This is a genomic window from Yersinia vastinensis, assembly GCF_044905075.1.
Lineage (GTDB): Bacteria > Pseudomonadota > Gammaproteobacteria > Enterobacterales > Enterobacteriaceae > Yersinia > Yersinia vastinensis.
The window spans coordinates 1,813,374-1,831,313 of record NZ_CP173260.1 but is presented as its reverse complement, the minus strand read 5'-3'; the positions used below and the strand labels follow the sequence as shown (position 1 = coordinate 1,831,313).

The window sequence follows — 17,940 nt, the reverse complement described above, 5'->3', positions numbered from 1 at the left end:
TGCCGTTTTTTCAGCCAAAAGGTCTCTGTTTTTATGCTTTTTACCCTAAAAAAGTTTGTTGGCGGCTTATTAATGCCCCTACCCTTAGTGCTTATACTTATGGGGCTGGCATTAATCTTATTGTGGTTTACCCGTTGGCAGAAAAGCGGCAAAACGCTTTTTGCATTAAGTTGGCTGGTATTATTGCTTATTAGCCTGCAACCTGTCGCAGATCGCCTGCTATTGCCATTAGAAAAACACTACGCCACTTATCACGGCAACGACCCCGTAGATTACATTGTTGTCCTCGGTGGCGGCTACACGTTTAATCCGAATTGGGCACCCAGTGCCAATTTATTCTCGAATAGTTTGCCGCGGGTAACAGAAGGCATCAGGCTTTATCGCGCGCACCCCAATACGAAAATGATATTTACCGGCGGTGCAGGCCCCAACAGCCAAAGTAGTGCCAAAACAGCAGCGCAGGTGGCAGAAAGTTTGGGCGTTCCGATGGAGGATATTATTGCGTTAGAGCAGCCGAAAGACACAGCGGAAGAAGCCTCCGCTGTTGCCAACGTGGTCGGTGATAAGCCATTTTTATTAGTCACTTCTGCCAGTCACCTACCGCGAGCCATAAAATTCTTTGAAGCCAAAGGTTTACACCCAATCCCGGCGCCCGCCAATCAATTGGCCATTACTACGCCACTGCATAGTTGGGAGCGTGCCATTCCAGCCGCTATTTATTTAGGGCATTCAGAACGGGCCTGGTATGAGACATTGGGATTGATATGGCAAAAATTAACTGAAAATCATGCTCCGGAAAATTGAGCATAGAGGCAGAGCTATACCCAATAGATTTTAGATGACAAGTTCAGGGGTATTTAATCTAACCAAGGTAAAAGTTGCCGGGCCGCACTATCAAATAAAGTCCGATCCAAATTGCCCGTATGAATAAAGCGAGAGACCAATTCCCAAAGGGTATAAAGCCAACGACGGGCAACAAAGGATTCAGAAACCGGTGCTTTATTGAGATAACGGTAAAATAGCTGACTCGGCATCCCTTCTTCACTGAGGCGGAAAAGATCATATTCACGCGGTGCCCAAAGAATGGGGCCAGGATTAAGCATCGCCAGTAACTGGTCGCTGCGCGCATCTTTCAGCATACTGCGTAATGTCAAATTGCCATGAACCAACACAGAGCTGTCGTCAAAACCAACAAAAAGTGAACTTAAGGACGCTCGAGCACGATAAAGCACCGCGCGGTCTTCTAGGGTCATGACTGGGGAATTCATATTAGACAGCGTGGCCCACAGCACTTCGACTCGCTGCTGATACCAACTGAACCAATCATTTTCCTGTGTGCTATCAACATTGCCAACGCAACCATGGCTGTCAATTCGGTGCCAGGCTAATACCCCTTCCACTATCTGATCCATCAGAGCATCCCAACGCTCTCCCGTCCGAGTTGGTGCTTCCACTGAAACGCCACGCAAGCGCTCCATTAGAAGAATTTCTTTATATGGGGATTGATGGGTCATGACCAAGCCGTACACGGTCGGTAAGCGGATATCGCCCTCACGCGACAGCATCGACAATTTATAAGCCTCTTGCTGTGCAATCCCCTGACAGACATAACTTTTTGCTAATAATGGGATAGCCTGCCCCTGTTGGTTATACATCGCATACAAGTGGGCATAAGGTTGTTCGCTGATGCGTTCAAGGCGAGTGATCGATTCCCCAATCACTACACTTAATTCAGCTTTCAGCTGTTCCATAAGGCTTTGTCCGATTATCTGGAAATGATTCTTTATAATGGGATGCTGGGCGGGATATTTCTAGAATGCAGATCAAATAACATCCACAATAAAAATCGAACGATCGGCGGAAAATGACAATGCCAGCCTCAATTAAGACTGGCGTGTGTCGCTCTCGCTAGGATGGCTGGTTGAGCATAATCGTCCGAACGCGGTCCAAATCTTCTTGAGTATCAACCCCCACTGCGGGTACAGCTTTTGCCACTGCAACGTGGATTTTTTCACCGTACCACAGCACACGAAGTTGCTCTAATAACTCTATTTGCTCAAGTTTACTGGGTGCCCAATTAACATAACGGCGAATAAAACCGGCGCGATAAGCATAGATGCCAATGTGGCGTAAGAAACAATCACCAATGGTTTCTTTGGATTGAGCAAAACGCTCTCTTTCCCATGGGATGGTCGCGCGCGAGAAATAGAGCGCATAACCCTGAGCATCCATTACCACTTTGACTGCATTAGGATTAAAGGCTTCTTCACTGCTTTCAATTGGCACAGCTAAAGTGGCCATACCCGCGCTAGAGGCCGCCAGATTATCAGCGACCTGACGAATAATCACTGGAGGAACCAGTGGCTCATCACCCTGCACATTGACAATAATGTCATCATCGGCAAAACCATAACGCTCAATGACTTCCGCTAAACGCTCGGTACCAGACTGATGATCAGCACGGGTCAGACAGACTTCGCCCCCGGCAGCCTCAACCGCTTTCACGACATCTGGATGGTCTGTTGCCACAATCACCCGAGTGGCACCTGACGCCAACGCTTGCTCCATCACATGAACAACCATCGGTTTGCCAGCAATATCAGCCAGTGGCTTACCGGGTAGACGGGTTGAGGCATAGCGGGCGGGAATTATAGCAATGAAACTCATGCGTGCTTCTCATCAATTGACAGTGGGCGAGCTTCGTTCTCTAGCAAGACCGGAATACCATCACGCACTGGGTAAGCCAGGTTATCTGCTTTACACACCAGTTCAAGATTTTCTTTATTGAAGTATAACTTGCCGTTGCAGACCGGGCAGGCAACGATTTCGAGTAAACGGTGATCCATACATCCTCCAAAATGGAGTTTAGCCAGCGGGAAAGTGGTCGAGGATACCATAACTGCTGTTGCAGGGTAACAACGCCGACGCCGTCATGAGCATCAGCGATTAATAACAAGCAGTTATGTTAATCAGCATTAATATAAGTAAATACTCTCTGCAATTGGAGTGATAAATGTTGGTTTTGTTATTGATATGTTGAATATCGAAGAGTATTATTTTGTGACTGACATCACACAATTATGTACATCGAGTAAGAAATGAAAGTATTCCATAAAATTATTGCGCTGTTTGCTAACTTCAGCAACTAAGCCGCAAAAATACAAATAGAAGCACCTGCAAAACAGCCCAGCGACGAAAATAAGTCGAATAGAGGCGAAACAACTCAAAATAATTGGCGCTACGACGTCAAGTAAGAAGAGTAAAAACGGCTACCCTTGGGTAGCCGTTTTCTTAGAAAGCGATCACATCAGCGGCTGACGGCCCATGAATACTACGATAAGTAGAGAATTCAACGTGCTGCCCTTCACTCAGTGATTTATTTTTGGTGTTGGCAATGGCTGTCTTGCTGACATACACATCCAAGCTACCATCATGCGGAGAAATGAAACCGTAGCCTTCGGACTGGTTGAACCATTTCACTCGACCCATTTTTAACGTCATAATAAATTTCCTTTTACTGGGCATCCTAACAACTCATTTTTATTTATTGTTTAGATGCAGTTGCCCATCCTAAAGTTTTCTGATTAAACCTCTATGAGCTTGATTTTATGAAAAAACCCGCATATATGCGGGTTTTAGAATTTTGTTATCCGGATAGATGATTAACACATCAGTATCATCATCGGTTTCCAAGATTATTCAAACATTATCGTTCTGAATTACAGAGCAACAACGTTTGCAGCAGCCGGCCCGCGCGGGCTGTCTTGGATGGTGTACTCAACACGTTGGCCTTCAGCCAAAGTTTTGAAACCATCAGTTGCGATTGCAGAGAAGTGAACAAACACATCTTTACCGCCATCATGTTGCTCAATAAAACCAAAACCTTTAGCTTCGTTGAACCACTTAACCTGACCAGTTTTCTTAGACATAACTTTTACCTTTACTATCAAATACAAATACTAATAAATCTGCCATAAGGCACTCTACGCTATCAAGATAGCGGGTCTGCATCAGAAACATTACTTATGGGAGTTACTTATCGGAGATACTAGGAGGTTCGTCTTTGAAGCGGCATCAGAAGATAACGTCTTGGGAGGAACTGCTTTGCTTTACTCTCGTACACTCTTACACATAAATAGGTCTGTATCACAGGCCGACGGCTATTTACTCATAAAACATACCACCATGCAACCATTTTATCTGGGAATATGTATCACAGGGCAGCATCAATGAGATGCTACGCATAAAAATTCAATATTCTCCGCTGCTTACCCTCCAATTTACCAATATCAACCTAAAATAAAATTTGAATATGCACGTTTAACAGACGCGATAACCAGGCTACAGGAGCAATCTGATTATGACTCACCAACCATTTGTTCATCCCGATGAAATCCGTGCCAGATTCTCTCGTGCCATGTCCGACATGTATCAGACCGAAGTCCCACTGTACGGCACCTTATTGCAATTGGTTGCTGACATTAACAATCACAACATGGAGCAACAACCCGAACTGACTCGCCATTTACGCCAAACCGGGGAAATCGAGCGGCTTGGTATGGAGCGGCATGGTGCTATCCGGGTAGGAACGGCTGCCGAACTTGCCACCTTACGTCGCTTGTTTGCTGTCATGGGTATGGTCCCCGTGGGCTATTATGATCTGGCCCCCGCAGGTGTGCCTGTTCACTCCACAGCATTTCGCGCCATACATGAGGCCTCACTGCAAGCCTGTCCATTTAGAATTTTCACCTCACTGTTGCGCCTAGAGTTAATAGAACAATCTGAACTGAGGCAGCAAGCTGCTGATATTCTTGCTAAACGAAACATTTTCACCTCGCGTGTTATCGAATTAATTGTCAAAAATGAAACAGCAGGTGGGCTAACTGATGATGACGCGACTGATTTTATCACCCAAGCGTTGGAGATATTCCGCTGGCATAATCAGGCTACAGTCAGTGTCGAGGTTTATCAGCAACTGCATGATCAACATCGCCTAATTGCTGATGTCGTCGCTTTTAAGGGGCCACATATTAATCACCTGACCCCACGGACACTGAATATAGATGCCGTGCAAACGGCGATGCCGGAACATAACATTACTCCAAAAGCCGTGATCGAAGGCCCACCGCCACGTCATTGCCCAATACTGTTGCGACAAACCAGTTTTAAGGCATTGGAAGAAAAAGTCGCCTTCGTCTCTACCGATGGGCTGTTAGTTCAAGGGCACCACACCGCCCGTTTCGGAGAGATAGAACAGCGTGGTGCCGCACTGACGGCGAAAGGACGTGCTCTATATGACTGTTTATTGCAGGCCGCACAGGATCAACTACAGGTTCCAGCGAATGAGAAAAATGCTGAGCAATATAGCGCTATTCTCAGCGAGCAGTTTCGCCAGTTTCCTGATGATTATCCGACGATGCGAGCAGAAAAACTCGCCTTTTTCCGTTATTTTCCCACAGAGAAAAGTCTCAGTGTTGCTGCGGTATCCATCCAAAATTTAACCTTGGATGAATTAATCCACGCCGAGTTCATTCGATATGAGCCTTTGGTTTACGAGGATTTTTTACCAGTCAGTGCTGCGGGGATTTTCCAATCCAATTTAGGGGATAAAGGGCAAAGTCACTTTGCTGGACATTCCAACCAGCAGGATTTTCAACGTGATTTGGGCGTTGAAGTCATTGATGAACTGCAATTGTACGAACAAACTCAGCAGCGCTCGCTAGCAGCATGTGCAAAAGCGCTGAAACGTGCGTCACTGGGTTTATAAATTGAATTACGACGAATGACGGGAGAGAGCCTGAATTTTCAGTAGCAATTGTTCAGCCTGATCCAGTGGCAACTGTGCATCTACAGGTAGATACCACCAATTAGGTTGAGCAAAAGCACGGCATTTGACAGCATCTTTTTCGGTCATCAGCAAAATTTGTGGCCCTGATGTGAGTGGGCTAAGTTGAGCTAATGAATAATCTTGATGATCTGCAAAGGCATATTCATTTTTTGGCTCAATGCCCAACTGCTTCAACGTGGCAAAAAAACGCGGCGGGTGGCCAATTCCGGCCATAGCAACGACATGCCGTAACTGCTGTGCCGAAAGGCGCTCGCCTGTGACCAAATTGACAGCCTCCCGTGCGACTAACTGCATGGGTATTTCGCCGGTGGCTGCAACACCGCCATTGGTTATCACCGCATCCACGCTGTGCAATCGCCCGGCCCGTTCCCGCATTGGCCCCGCAGGAAGCCACCAGCCGTTACCAAAGCGGCGCACACCATCAATCACCACTAGCTCAAAATCACGCTGTAGCGCGTAATGTTGTAAACCATCATCGGTAATAATGAAATCCAGCTTGTGATTTTTCAGTAAGGCTTTGACCGCTTCAGAACGTGTTGGCGAGACAGCAACTGGCGCACCGGTGCGCTGAAAAATCAACACGGGTTCATCACCGGCCTGTGCAGTGGTTATTTCATTGGAGAGCAACAACGGGTACACATCTGACTTGCCACCATAACCGCGAGACACTACACCAACATGGTAGCCCCGTGATTGTAAGTGTTCCACCAACCAGATAACCACCGGAGTTTTACCATTCCCCCCAGCAGTAAGATTGCCCACAATGATAACTGGCACTGGAGCGCGCCAACTTGAGCGCAGCCCCAGTGTATAGCTGGTTCGGATTAGCCAAGTGATTGCACCATATAGCCAGGATAGCGGTAGCAGCAATAAATACAGCCACGATTTCCCAGACCAGATACGTTCAATCATTGGCCAAACTGCATACGGTTAAGTTGGGCATAAGCGCCCTTTTTCGCCAACAATTCGGCATGCACACCACGTTCAACAATACGGCCATCTTCAATAACCAGAATCTCATCGGCTTTTTCAATGGTGGATAAGCGATGGGCAATAACCAATGAAGTTCGGTTCTTTTGTAACTCATCCAATGCGGATTGAATTGCCCGCTCAGATTCAGTATCCAACGCCGAAGTGGCTTCATCCAGGATCAATATTGGGCAATCACGCAATAAAGCACGCGCAATGGCAATACGCTGGCGCTGACCACCAGAAAGCATGACACCATTCTCACCAATGACTGTGTCCAAGCCATTTTCCATTTTATTGATAAAGTCCATCGCATAAGCCATTCGGGCTGCTTCTTCGATTTCTGCACGGCTGTAATGCTCATCGCGTGCATAAGCGATGTTATTGGCAACTGTATCGTTGAATAGATGAACATTTTGCGAAACCAACGCGACCTGATTACGTAACGAACCCAACCGATACTCACGCAAGTCATGACCATCCATCAAAATACTGCCTTCACTTACATCATAAAAACGCGTCAGTAGATTGGCGATTGTCGATTTCCCAGAACCAGAACGCCCGACCAATGCTACGGTTTTACCCGCTTCGAGGTGCATATTGATATCGTTCAATGCAGGGGTATCTTTGCCAGGGTAGTAGAACGTCACGTGACGGAATTCTATATCGCCTTTAGCGCGCTCCACTTCCAATTTGCCATCATCTTTTTCCTGCTCCATATCCAGAATAGTAAATAGCGTCTGGCAAGCCGCCATACCACGCTGGAATTGCGCGTTCACGTTGGTCAATGACTTCAATGGACGCATCAGAGCAATCATGGCTGAGAACACGACAGTAATCGTCCCCGCCGTTAGCGTTTCCATTACGCTGGGGAAACTTGCCGCATAGAGCACAAATGCCAAGGCAAAAGAGGCAATCAACTGAATGATCGGGTCTGAGATGGAAGAGGCAGAAACCAGTTTCATTCCTTGCTGACGCATACGATTACTGACCGCTTCAAAGCGCTCGGTTTCAACTTTCTGCCCACCAAAGATCAAAACTTCTTTGTGCCCTTTCAGCATTTGCTCTGCACTGGTCGTCACTTCCCCCATGGTGCTTTGCATGTTTTTACTGATATTACGAAAACGCTTAGAAACCAATCGGATAGAGACCGACACAATCGGTGCGATGACAATTAAAATCAGCGACAGCTGCCAACTGTAATAAAACATCATGATGAACAAGCCGATAATCGAGGCCCCTTCCCGCACGACGGTGACCAGTGCACCAGAAGAAGATGCAGCAACTTGCTCCGAGTCATAAGTAATACGTGATAACAGAGTACCGGTCGATTGCTGGTCAAAAAAGGACACCGGCATTCCCATCATATGGCTGAATAGGCGGCGACGAATATGCATCACGACCTTGCCAGAGACCCATGAGATGCAATAGCTTGAAATAAAGCCGGTCACACCACGAACAACCATCAGACCAATTACGGCCAGAGGCATCCATTTTAAAATTGAGCTGTTAGCTTTACCAAAACCATCGTCTAACAATGGTTTCAGTAATGACAGCATAAACGTGTCACTGGCGGCATTAAGGATTAATGCTATCGCCGCAACTACAAGACCGGTCTTAAAAGGAGAGATCATTGGCCAGAGGCGACGGAACGTCTGCCAAGTGGATAGATCTTTATCATTCATCATGCAAATACCAGCACCAGAAGAAATAGCGGCCCATTCTACTCATTATGACCTCCAACGCCAAATTGCTGGTGATACCAACGTGGCATTAATTGTTCTCGATAGCCATTAATTTGCCAACTATCGCTGTAAAAATGCACACTTAGTTGCCCTGAGACCGCAGTATCACGCCAGATAATGCTATTTTTTTGATAACGTTTCAGGACTTTTCTGGCGGGCAGGTGCCATTGGTTATAGCGTGCAACAGAAGTAAATGCCAATTCTGGTTTCACCGCCCGCAGAAAGGGCGCAGTTGAAGATGAGTTGCTGCCATGGTGGGGAACCTGTAGCACTGTGGATGCTAATTTTCCCCGAAAAAGTTTAACTAATTCATGTTCACCCTTCATTTCCAGATCCCCCGTCAGCAATAAACTGTACTGACCATCATCAATGCGAATAACACATGAATAATCATTTTGTGCATTAGCCACTTGTGTCATAGGCCATAAAACCTCGAAATTTAAGCCTTGCCACTGCCATACTTCTCCTTTCTTGCAAGGCAATGCATTGATGACATTCTTTAAAGGGAATGAAGCTCGGACTGTAGCCAGAGGAAAAGCAGACTGAAGCTCGATCAACCCGCCAGTATGATCCTGATGGTCATGGCTAAGGATAATTTGCTCGACGGTAATACCACGCCAACGTAAATAAGGTAGAACAACCATTGATGCCATGCTGCCGGTAGCCCAGCGGTTGCCTGTATCAAATATGATTGCCTTTCCTCCTCGCTCAATCACCACCGCCAGACCGTGTCCAACATCCAGCATATCAACGCGCCAGAGATATTCATCACGCCGCTGAATGAACAGTGCCACATTTACGCAAAGGACTATTATCCCAATGGGATAGCTACGCCACCATTGAAAGCGCCAAATAAGCATTGCTAGCCAGCCGCCAGCCCCCAAAGCGACAAATGCGGCACCAGTATAAAACCACCCTGAACTCAAATAATTAAGAGGTAAAAATACAGCAGTTAGCGATACATTGGCCAAAGACCAAAACACAGTAGCAATAGCCGGAAATAGTGCAAAAGCCAATGCCAACAAGACACAAGGGACTGTAACCAAAGAAACCAGAGGAACTGCCCAGAGATTCGCGGGTATTGAAAATAAGCTGATGCCATGAAAAAGAACGATTTGTATCGGCATCAACAATAACATCATGCCCAATTGCAAATGTAAGCAGCGGATAACCCCTCCACGCCAGCCTCTTTTAAAACAGGGTGAAAGCGGCATCCAATAGAACCAACATATCAAGCTAAAGACCGCCAGGCAGGAGAGCCAGAAACTGTCGGAAAGGACGGCAAGTGGGTCACTCAGTAAAATGAGTGCCAACGCCCACAACCACACTTGCCATGCACTACACGATATCCCCATCAATCTGAGCAACAGCCATAGTGTTAAGGCAATAGCAGCTCTAACCGCAGGTGGATTCGCGCCCGCCAGCCAGACATAGACCATTGCAATAAGCCAGCCAACCAACAGAGGGAACAATGGTCGGATCCAACTCACAGGAAGGAAAAATTGTACACAGCGCGCCACTGCCCCACCGAATAACGCAGCCATGGCAATGTGCAAACCAGAAATGGCCATGAGGTGTGCCGTGCCCGTATCACGTAATAGCGCCCAGAATTGAGTCTCTGTTTGCCGCCGCTCCCCAAAAGCCAGCGCCAGCAATACTTTTCGTTGCTCATAGGGTTCAAGCTGCTGTTCGATCGTCTGAATTGCCTGTTGGCGAAGATTACAGCGTGCGTCAAGTAATTGAGCATGAATCATTCGTCCTTGTAATGGGCGACGATTAGCTACCGCCCAGCGCTGGCTATCAAAGCCACCCTCATTAAGTAAACTGTGCACGCCCCGCATCTTTAGCTGCAAGTTCCACCGCTGACCGGCACAATATGCGAGGTTCTTTTGCCACTTAATCATCACAGTCATCGGTGGAAAGACTCGCTGCCCATTAACTTGCTGAATATCTAATAGCACCTGATTGCTTTCTATTTCTGCCAAGCGCGGGCTTTTTATTATTCCAACAACGTGTAACTCCCTTTGAGTCAACTGAGCAATTTGCTTCAATACCCTGTCTCCGTGCCAACTGCCCCAAACGAAGCTAATTAGGGCCAGCGTAAGGCACTGACAATAGAGATGACTGCGGGTCCATAGCAATGCAGCCAAGAGCAGGAGTGTGCTAATGGTGATAGTCCCTGGCAGTTGAGGCAAAAACATGAGAGGGAGTAACCCGACAACTATCGCCGTAGCGGCATGATCAATTGATAAAGTGATATGAGACCGTCCATTTTATTATTACCAGATAGCATCATTGCCATCCGTTACTTCGTAAGTAAGATGCTGATTTTCTATGGAGCGAGGGAATACAGCCAGCATTAAAAACAGGCATTTAGAGTGGGTTCGCGAACCGCTTTATCTTGTTGCAAAATTAATCATGGAAATGCGGGATGCCTCTAAAACGAGCGGGCATTATTGAAAGGAAAGTACGTTCTGGAGTGGTGGATACATAAAAAATGAAGAAATGAGGTGCAAAATAAAAACGGTGCCGTTAAAGGCACCGTTTCGTATCAGCGTTATACCTATTTTACTTGGAACAATCGCTCCAAGCACTTTGGGTATAAATAATAACGCGGTAAGCCGTAAACAGCTTAACCGTAGATATTAGCGCGATCGCGCAGTTCTTTGCCTGGCTTAAAGTGCGGAACGTACTTACCATCCAAATCAACTTTATCGCCAGTCTTTGGATTGCGGCCAACACGCGGAGCACGGTAGTGAAGAGAAAAACTGCCAAATCCTCGGATCTCAATGCGCTCACCTTCAGCTAGTGTTCCAGCCATATGTTCAAGCATTTCTTTCACTGCATCCTCAACGACTTTCGCCGGTATGTGAGATTGCTGGCCAGCAAGTCTTTCAATAAGTTCAGACTTGGTCATATTACCTCCAAGCTTTGCAGCTAAACTACCGTATAGGGGCGGAAAGACCGCCCCCCGTTATTACTCGCCTTTTGCAGCTTTGAACGCTTCTGCCATTGCGCTAGAGAAGTTACCTTCTTCTGGCTTGTTGTTAACTGTAGCAATAGCATCTTTCTCATCAGCTTCGTCTTTAGCACGAACAGACAGGCTGATTACGCGGTTTTTACGGTCAACGCCAGTATATTTGGCTTCAACTTCATCACCGACGTTCAGAACCAACGTTGCATCTTCAACGCGATCGCGAGTTGCTTCGGAAGCACGCAGATAACCTTCTACGCCGCCTGCCAATTCAACTGTAGCACCTTTGGCGTCAACTGCAGTGACTTTACCAGTAACAATAGCACCTTTCTTGTTTACAGACAGGTAGTTATTGAATGGATCTTCTGCAAGTTGTTTCACACCCAGAGAGATACGCTCACGTTCTGCATCTACTTGCAGAACCACAGCTGCGATTTCGTCGCCTTTCTTATATTCACGAACTGCTTCTTCGCCTGCAACGTTCCAGGAGATGTCAGACAGGTGAACCAGGCCGTCGATACCGCCGTCCAGGCCGATGAAGATACCGAAGTCAGTGATAGACTTGATTTTACCTTCAACGCGGTCGTTTTTGTTGTGGGTTTCTGCAAACAGCTGCCATGGGTTAGATTTGCACTGTTTCAGGCCCAGAGAAATACGACGACGTTCTTCATCGATGTCCAGAACCATAACTTCCACTACGTCGCCAACGTTAACAACTTTAGACGGGTGAATGTTTTTGTTGGTCCAATCCATTTCTGAAACGTGTACCAGACCTTCAACGCCTTCTTCGATTTCTACGAAGCAACCGTAATCAGTCAGGTTAGTTACACGACCAGTCAGCTTAGTGCCTTCTGGGTAACGTTTAGCGATAGCAACCCATGGATCTTCGCCCAGCTGTTTCAAGCCAAGGGATACACGAGTACGTTCGCGGTCGAATTTCAGAACTTTAACAGTGATTTCGTCGCCCACATTGACGATTTCGCTTGGGTGTTTAACACGTTTCCAAGCCATGTCAGTAATGTGCAGCAAGCCATCAACGCCACCCAGATCAACGAATGCACCGTAGTCAGTCAGGTTCTTAACGATACCCTTAACTTCCATGCCTTCTTGCAGGTTTTCCAGCAATTGATCACGCTCAGCGCTGTTCTCGGATTCGATAACTGCACGACGAGAAACAACGACGTTGTTGCGTTTCTGATCCAGCTTGATGACTTTGAACTCAAGCTCTTTGCCTTCCAGATGCAGAGTATCGCGAACTGGACGCACATCAACCAGTGAACCAGGCAAGAACGCACGGATGCCGTTCAGTTCGACTGTAAAGCCGCCCTTCACTTTGCCGTTGATCACACCAGTAACGGTTTCAGCTTCTTCGTAAGCTTTTTCCAGCGTGATCCAAGCTTCGTGACGCTTAGCTTTTTCACGGGACAGCAGAGTTTCACCGAAGCCGTCTTCAACAGCGTCCAGAGCAACGTCAACTTCGTCACCAACTTGAATTTCCAGTTCACCTTGCGCGTTCTTGAACTGTTCTGCTGGAATTGCTGACTCAGATTTCAGACCGGCGTCAACCAGTACGATATCTTTATCGATAGAAACAACAACACCACGGACGATAGAGCCCGGACGTGTTTCAATTGTTTTCAGGGATTCTTCAAAGAGTTGAGCAAAAGATTCTGTCATGTTAATAATCTTCAGGATTCTTAAGTTTAACGTCCATCTAGCATCCCGCCGGATGGGGTTGTTTCACATGCCTCGCCACACATCCTTGCAGCAAGGTTAAAGTGCTCATCAAAAATAATTTTAATTAAAAAATAAATCGTTGAGAGCTCAGAACGGACGGCATTGTCGTTATTTTTTTAACGGCAACGCTAGAATTCTTTGGGCGTAAACCAGTGCTTGTTCAATCACCTGCTCGATGGACATACTGGTTGAATCCAGTACCAATGCATCTGCCGCAGGGACTAAAGGAGCAATAGCCCGATTACGATCACGGTCATCCCGCTCCTGTATCTCGGACAAAAGACGTTCAAAGTTAACATTAAACCCCTTTTCCTGCAACTGTAGCATGCGCCTGTGTGCACGTTCTTGCGAACTTGCATCAAGAAATATTTTCACTGGTGCATCAGGAAAGACCACTGTACCCATATCGCGGCCATCAGCAATCAAGCCTGGCGCCTCGCGAAATGCTCGCTGCCGGCGCAATAATGCTTCACGCACTCGCGGGAAAGCTGCAGCCTGCGACGCTGTGTTACCTACAGTTTCAGTGCGGATTTCATTACTGACATCCTCACCTTCCAAAATCACTTTTAACTGCCCATTCTGTGAGACAAAACGAACATCGAGATGTGCAGCTAGTGGAACGAGTGCCTCTTCGGTGCTGATATCAACGTGGTGATGCAGCGCTGCCAAAGCCAAAACACGGTAAATCGCACCAGAATCAAGCAAATTCCAGCCCAGCGATTCAGCCAGTGCTTTACAAAGCGTCCCTTTACCTGCACCACTTGGTCCATCAACGGTTATCACCGGGGCTGACGCCGTCATTTATCTCTCCTTTCGGTAGGCAAAACCTCTTGTCTACCCGACAGGGCAAACACAGGAGCAGTATTATACGCTGCATCGGAGTGAACTGTTACCCTACCGTGGTTTAGTTGCTGAAAATAAAACCATAGGCTGTAGCGAAAGTGTAGAGGAGATGGGGAAGATAGACAGTAAAAATATTTATCTTTTGTTAATTTGCGAGCCAACACGTCAGGGGCAAAGACCAGCGATTACTTGTTTGCAGCTGACCTTTATCACATAAAAATGGGCGCCGATTGGCACCCATTTCCACAACTAAATTATGTCAGTAGCAAATTTGCATTACTGGCTCAAACGGCCCAGTTGTTCAAAATAATCTGGGAAAGTTTTGGCGGTACATTTAGGATCCAGAATCGTGACCGGAGTATCGGACAACGCCACCAAAGAGAAACACATCGCCATACGGTGATCATTGTAAGTCCCTATTTCTGCTGCAATTAACTGCGCAGGAGGGACAACGCGAATATAATCCTGCCCCTCTTCCACTTCGGCACCGACTTTTCTTAACTCTGTCGCCATCGCGGATAAACGGTCCGTTTCTTTGACTCGCCAGTTATAAATATTGCGAATAACTGTCGGGCCGTCGGCAAATAATGCGGTGGTTGCAATGGTCATCGCTGCATCAGGGATATGGTTCATGTCCATATCAATGCCGTGTAATTCACCACGGCTACATTCGATATAGTCATCGCCCCAGCTCACTTTAGCCCCCATTTTTTCCAGCACATCGGCAAATTTGGTATCACCCTGCACACTTTTCTTACCAATACCGGTAACTCGCACAGTGCCACCTTTAATCGCCGCCGCCGCCAAGAAGTAGGAGGCAGATGATGCGTCCCCCTCGACGAGATAAGTCCCCGGCGTACGATAAGTCTGGCCGCCTTTAATATGGAAGACTTGGTAATTTTCGTGCACGACATCAACACCAAAAGCTTTCATCAAATGCAGGGTAATGTCGATATAAGGTTTGGAAACTAACTCCCCTTGAATCTGAATATCAGTATCTTGTTCAGCAAGTGGAGCCGTCATCAATAATGCCGTCAGGAATTGGCTGGAAACACTGCCATCTACCGTCAGCTTGCCACCACGGAAACCACCGCGTAAGCGTAATGGCGGGTAGTTTTCTTGTTCAAGATAATCAATTTGTGCACCGCCCTGACGTAATGCATCGACTAAATGACCAATTGGTCGCTCTTTCATTCGCGGCTCACCGGTCAAAATAATATCGCTATGCCCCAAACACAAAGCTGCCGCCAAGGGGCGCATTGCCGTTCCAGCATTGCCCAAAAACAGCTCCAATGGCTGCTCAGCGACCAATTTGCCGCCAAGGCCATCCACTTCACAACGGGTACGGTCAGCAGAAAGGCGGAATTTTACGCCTAATGCTTCAAGGGCATTGAGCATATGGCGGATGTCATCACTGTCTAATAAGTTGCTTAGCTGGGTCGTCCCCTCAGCCAACGCTGCCAGAAGAAGTGCACGGTTAGAAACACTTTTAGAACCAGGTAAATTAACGGTGCCATTAATCAGGGCAATGGGTTGTAAAGTCAGGGATTCCAGCATGGGAAAAACACTCTCCAGTCTTTTATGAGCAACAGCCCCGCACAGGACGGGGCTGTTGTTACTGATACATTATTGTTACTGAAAAAAATAATTATTTAAATCATGGCGATGAATAAACTGGTGCAGATAAATATCCGCGTACAGAGATCAACCATGGCGGCGTTCAAAATCAGCCATAAAATCTGTTAATGCTTTAACACCTTCAATTGGCATAGCGTTATAAATAGAAGCGCGCATTCCCCCCGCTACCCGGTGGCCTTTTAATGCTTGCAGCCCTTGAGCTTCAGCTTCACTTAAGAAGAGTTTGTCTAGCGAAGCATCTTTCATTTGGAACGGCACATTCATTCGCGAGCGGTTAGCAGCAGCAATCTGATTGCGGTAGAAACCGGTGCGGTCAATAGCGCTGTACAGTAACTCTGCTTTGGCCTGATTGCGTTTTTCCATTTCAGCCAAACCACCCTGCTCTTTCAGCCATTTAAAGACCAAACCTGAGAGATACCAAGCGAAAGTTGGTGGGGTGTTGAACATCGAATCGTTGTCTGCCAAAACCTTATAATCAAGAATTGATGGCAGTTCCTTACGGGCCTTGCCCAGCAAATCTTCACGCACGATAACCACTGTCAGCCCTGCTGGGCCGATATTTTTCTGGGCGCCGGCATAAATAACACCATAACGGCTAACATCAATCGGGCGAGAAAGGATAGATGATGAGTAGTCAGCAACCACGACTTTGTTCCCAAAGTCAGGTTCTTCATCGATAGCAAGACCATCAATGGTTTCATTTGGGCAATAATGCACAAAGGCCGCATTCTCACTCAACTTCCATTGTTTCATTGATTGAATGCCAACCACGCCATTATCATCAGTTTTCACATTAATGACATTTGGTGTGCAATATTTTTGTGCTTCGTTAATGGCACTGTGCGCCCAATAACCGCCGTCAATATAATCAGCGGTATTGTTGTCACCGAGCAAGTTCAGTGGAACCGCCGCAAACTGTGCGCGTGCACCGCCGTGGCAAAATAACACTTTATAATTAGCAGGGATCTGCATCAAATCGCGCAGATCTTTTTCTGCCTCTTCAGCCACCTGCATAAACTCTTTGCTACGATGACTAATTTCCATGACCGACGTACCCAGCCCATGCCAGTTACGTAATTCCTGTTCTGCACGACGTAAAACTTCAACCGGCAGCATTGCAGGCCCTGCACTAAAATTATAAACCTGTGTCATTTCCCCTCACCACACTTAACTAAGATTGCCATCGTCATAACCCATCCCTCGGTTTTATCATCCGAGTCAGCCTGCTGCAACGGTTATTCACTGGTGAGGGAGAAACTCTCAGCATCGGCCTCAGCATGCTGTGCGTTATCTTGTCATTAATTTGAAATTATTCACCAAAAGTAGCCCCACTATACTCTTACAGCACAATAGATAACTCATTTTGCCCGTTGATGGTGCAAAGCCTCTACCCAGTGGTGGTGACCGCACCGTTGGCAGGTGGCGTGTGAACCCGCTGATAATGTAATAATGAGGCTACATTGGCTACAGGCATATTCACCACTTTTCTTTATGGTATTAAATGACTTAACACAACATTTTGGTAGAACAGGCAACCCGGGTTTAACCTGTTCATTAGTGAAGAAAAAGACGCTAATAGCACCATTGACTTCTAGAATCGCCAACCGCACCTGACCCAAGTGTTCTACGCCTTGCTGGCGCAATTCCATAAAAAACTCATCATGAGTAATATTTTCCTGCTGCATACTTTCCCAAGCAAACACACCGTCATTTACAATAATCAATGGTTTACCTTCCATCCATTGTTGTATTTTTTCGCTGCGTGACATCAAGAAAGTGGATAAGCGGTACATAATCATAATGCTGATAAAGACCATAACAACCGGCAGCATAGGGACATCTTCATAAAAGGTGACGTCACCTGCCGCGGAACCGAGTGTCAGAATAATCACGACTTCAAATAGTGACATCTGCCGCACACCCCGGCGGCCGCTCAATTTAAGAAATAAGAATACTAAGACAAAGGTAAATAAACATCGGATACCCACCTCGGCTAAAAATTCGATAGGGAATTTATCCAAAGCCATCCGGTTGAAATCGAACGTTTTCATTTATTGTTTTCCTGCTGTCTAAAAAGATCCACAAATCCTTGCCTGATATTTATTAAAGGTAGCTGGCAGAAAGTATTTGCGTTTTTAATTTCAGATTACAGGTAATAAAAAATAGACGGAGGCCGAAGCCTCCGC

The 17,940-nt window shown here is 46.7% G+C and carries 16 protein-coding genes; 2 read left to right on the top strand and 14 right to left on the bottom strand.

Annotated elements, in window-relative coordinates:
* Window positions 1–33 precede the first annotated feature (33 nt).
* A complete protein-coding gene (gene elyC, locus ACIOG0_RS08480) occupies window positions 34–804 on the top strand; it encodes an envelope biogenesis factor ElyC (protein WP_050139698.1) in 771 nt (256 codons plus the stop codon).
* Window positions 805–857: 53 nt separating this feature from the next.
* Here elyC and ACIOG0_RS08475 read toward each other — a convergent pair whose 3' ends face one another.
* The 5 genes from ACIOG0_RS08475 to ACIOG0_RS08455 all read right to left on the bottom strand — a co-directional run bounded on the left by ACIOG0_RS08475 (window position 858) and on the right by ACIOG0_RS08455 (window position 3,929).
* Complete coding sequence (locus tag ACIOG0_RS08475; protein WP_050097130.1) at window positions 858–1,751, bottom strand: YcbJ family phosphotransferase; 894 nt, start codon at window positions 1,749–1,751, stop codon at window positions 858–860.
* Between the two features lie 157 nt (window positions 1,752–1,908).
* Window positions 1,909–2,667, bottom strand: coding sequence for a 3-deoxy-manno-octulosonate cytidylyltransferase (gene kdsB, locus ACIOG0_RS08470; protein ID WP_128450869.1), 759 nt, complete (start codon window positions 2,665–2,667; stop codon window positions 1,909–1,911).
* A complete protein-coding gene (locus ACIOG0_RS08465; RefSeq protein ID WP_004700032.1) occupies window positions 2,664–2,846 on the bottom strand; it encodes a Trm112 family protein in 183 nt (60 codons plus the stop codon). The genes kdsB and ACIOG0_RS08465 overlap by 4 nt, the downstream gene beginning before the upstream one ends.
* Window positions 2,847–3,291: 445 nt before the next feature.
* Window positions 3,292–3,501, bottom strand: a complete 210-nt coding sequence (locus ACIOG0_RS08460; RefSeq protein WP_025378781.1) for a cold-shock protein — start codon at window positions 3,499–3,501, stop codon at window positions 3,292–3,294.
* A 218-nt stretch (window positions 3,502–3,719) separates the two neighbouring features.
* Window positions 3,720–3,929, bottom strand: a complete 210-nt coding sequence (locus ACIOG0_RS08455; protein WP_005159934.1) for a cold shock domain-containing protein — start codon at window positions 3,927–3,929, stop codon at window positions 3,720–3,722.
* Between the two features lie 431 nt (window positions 3,930–4,360).
* On the opposite strand from ACIOG0_RS08455, the gene ACIOG0_RS08450 reads away from it, so the two are divergent.
* A complete protein-coding gene (locus ACIOG0_RS08450; protein ID WP_128450870.1) occupies window positions 4,361–5,767 on the top strand; it encodes a VOC family protein in 1,407 nt (468 codons plus the stop codon).
* A gap of 6 nt (window positions 5,768–5,773) precedes the next feature.
* Here the strand turns inward: ACIOG0_RS08450 and lpxK are convergent, their stop codons facing one another.
* The 9 genes from lpxK to ACIOG0_RS08405 form a co-directional block, all read right to left on the bottom strand.
* Window positions 5,774–6,760 carry a tetraacyldisaccharide 4'-kinase gene (gene lpxK, locus ACIOG0_RS08445; protein ID WP_050097127.1) on the bottom strand — a complete coding sequence of 329 codons (987 nt, stop codon included), beginning with the start codon at window positions 6,758–6,760 and terminating at the stop codon, window positions 5,774–5,776.
* Window positions 6,757–8,505: a lipid A ABC transporter ATP-binding protein/permease MsbA gene (msbA, locus tag ACIOG0_RS08440; protein WP_050097126.1), complete on the bottom strand. Its 1,749-nt coding sequence runs from the start codon at window positions 8,503–8,505 to the stop codon at window positions 6,757–6,759. Before msbA ends, lpxK begins: the two co-directional genes overlap by 4 nt.
* Window positions 8,506–8,540: 35 nt before the next feature.
* Entirely contained in the window at window positions 8,541–10,763 is a 2,223-nt protein-coding gene (locus tag ACIOG0_RS08435) for a ComEC family protein (RefSeq protein WP_235895330.1), read from the bottom strand.
* A 431-nt stretch (window positions 10,764–11,194) separates the two neighbouring features.
* Window positions 11,195–11,479, bottom strand: coding sequence for an integration host factor subunit beta (gene ihfB, locus ACIOG0_RS08430; RefSeq protein ID WP_050097124.1), 285 nt, complete (start codon window positions 11,477–11,479; stop codon window positions 11,195–11,197).
* A 60-nt stretch (window positions 11,480–11,539) separates the two neighbouring features.
* A complete protein-coding gene (rpsA, locus tag ACIOG0_RS08425) occupies window positions 11,540–13,213 on the bottom strand; it encodes a 30S ribosomal protein S1 (RefSeq protein WP_050097123.1) in 1,674 nt (557 codons plus the stop codon).
* Between the two features lie 168 nt (window positions 13,214–13,381).
* Entirely contained in the window at window positions 13,382–14,074 is a 693-nt protein-coding gene (cmk, locus tag ACIOG0_RS08420) for a (d)CMP kinase (protein WP_050097122.1), read from the bottom strand.
* Window positions 14,075–14,392: 318 nt separating this feature from the next.
* Window positions 14,393–15,673: a 3-phosphoshikimate 1-carboxyvinyltransferase gene (gene aroA, locus ACIOG0_RS08415; RefSeq protein ID WP_050097121.1), complete on the bottom strand. Its 1,281-nt coding sequence runs from the start codon at window positions 15,671–15,673 to the stop codon at window positions 14,393–14,395.
* 147 nt (window positions 15,674–15,820) lie between these two features.
* Window positions 15,821–16,906 carry a 3-phosphoserine/phosphohydroxythreonine transaminase gene (gene serC / locus ACIOG0_RS08410; protein WP_050097120.1) on the bottom strand — a complete coding sequence of 362 codons (1,086 nt, stop codon included), beginning with the start codon at window positions 16,904–16,906 and terminating at the stop codon, window positions 15,821–15,823.
* A gap of 206 nt (window positions 16,907–17,112) precedes the next feature.
* Entirely contained in the window at window positions 17,113–17,805 is a 693-nt protein-coding gene (locus ACIOG0_RS08405; protein ID WP_050295323.1) for a DUF421 domain-containing protein, read from the bottom strand.
* Between the last annotated feature and the right edge of the window lie 135 nt (window positions 17,806–17,940).

Coding starts and splice junctions, on each gene's coding strand:
- elyC (WP_050139698.1), top strand. CDS start 34: ATGCTTTTTACCCTAAAAAAGTTTGTTGGCGGCTTATTAATGCCCCTA.
- ACIOG0_RS08475 (WP_050097130.1), bottom strand. CDS start 1,751: ATGGAACAGCTGAAAGCTGAATTAAGTGTAGTGATTGGGGAATCGATC.
- kdsB (WP_128450869.1), bottom strand. CDS start 2,667: ATGAGTTTCATTGCTATAATTCCCGCCCGCTATGCCTCAACCCGTCTA.
- ACIOG0_RS08465 (WP_004700032.1), bottom strand. CDS start 2,846: ATGGATCACCGTTTACTCGAAATCGTTGCCTGCCCGGTCTGCAACGGC.
- ACIOG0_RS08460 (WP_025378781.1), bottom strand. CDS start 3,501: ATGACGTTAAAAATGGGTCGAGTGAAATGGTTCAACCAGTCCGAAGGC.
- ACIOG0_RS08455 (WP_005159934.1), bottom strand. CDS start 3,929: ATGTCTAAGAAAACTGGTCAGGTTAAGTGGTTCAACGAAGCTAAAGGT.
- ACIOG0_RS08450 (WP_128450870.1), top strand. CDS start 4,361: ATGACTCACCAACCATTTGTTCATCCCGATGAAATCCGTGCCAGATTC.
- lpxK (WP_050097127.1), bottom strand. CDS start 6,760: ATGATTGAACGTATCTGGTCTGGGAAATCGTGGCTGTATTTATTGCTG.
- msbA (WP_050097126.1), bottom strand. CDS start 8,505: ATGATGAATGATAAAGATCTATCCACTTGGCAGACGTTCCGTCGCCTC.
- ACIOG0_RS08435 (WP_235895330.1), bottom strand. CDS start 10,763: ATGTTTTTGCCTCAACTGCCAGGGACTATCACCATTAGCACACTCCTG.
- ihfB (WP_050097124.1), bottom strand. CDS start 11,479: ATGACCAAGTCTGAACTTATTGAAAGACTTGCTGGCCAGCAATCTCAC.
- rpsA (WP_050097123.1), bottom strand. CDS start 13,213: ATGACAGAATCTTTTGCTCAACTCTTTGAAGAATCCCTGAAAACAATT.
- cmk (WP_050097122.1), bottom strand. CDS start 14,074: ATGACGGCGTCAGCCCCGGTGATAACCGTTGATGGACCAAGTGGTGCA.
- aroA (WP_050097121.1), bottom strand. CDS start 15,673: ATGCTGGAATCCCTGACTTTACAACCCATTGCCCTGATTAATGGCACC.
- serC (WP_050097120.1), bottom strand. CDS start 16,906: ATGACACAGGTTTATAATTTTAGTGCAGGGCCTGCAATGCTGCCGGTT.
- ACIOG0_RS08405 (WP_050295323.1), bottom strand. CDS start 17,805: ATGAAAACGTTCGATTTCAACCGGATGGCTTTGGATAAATTCCCTATC.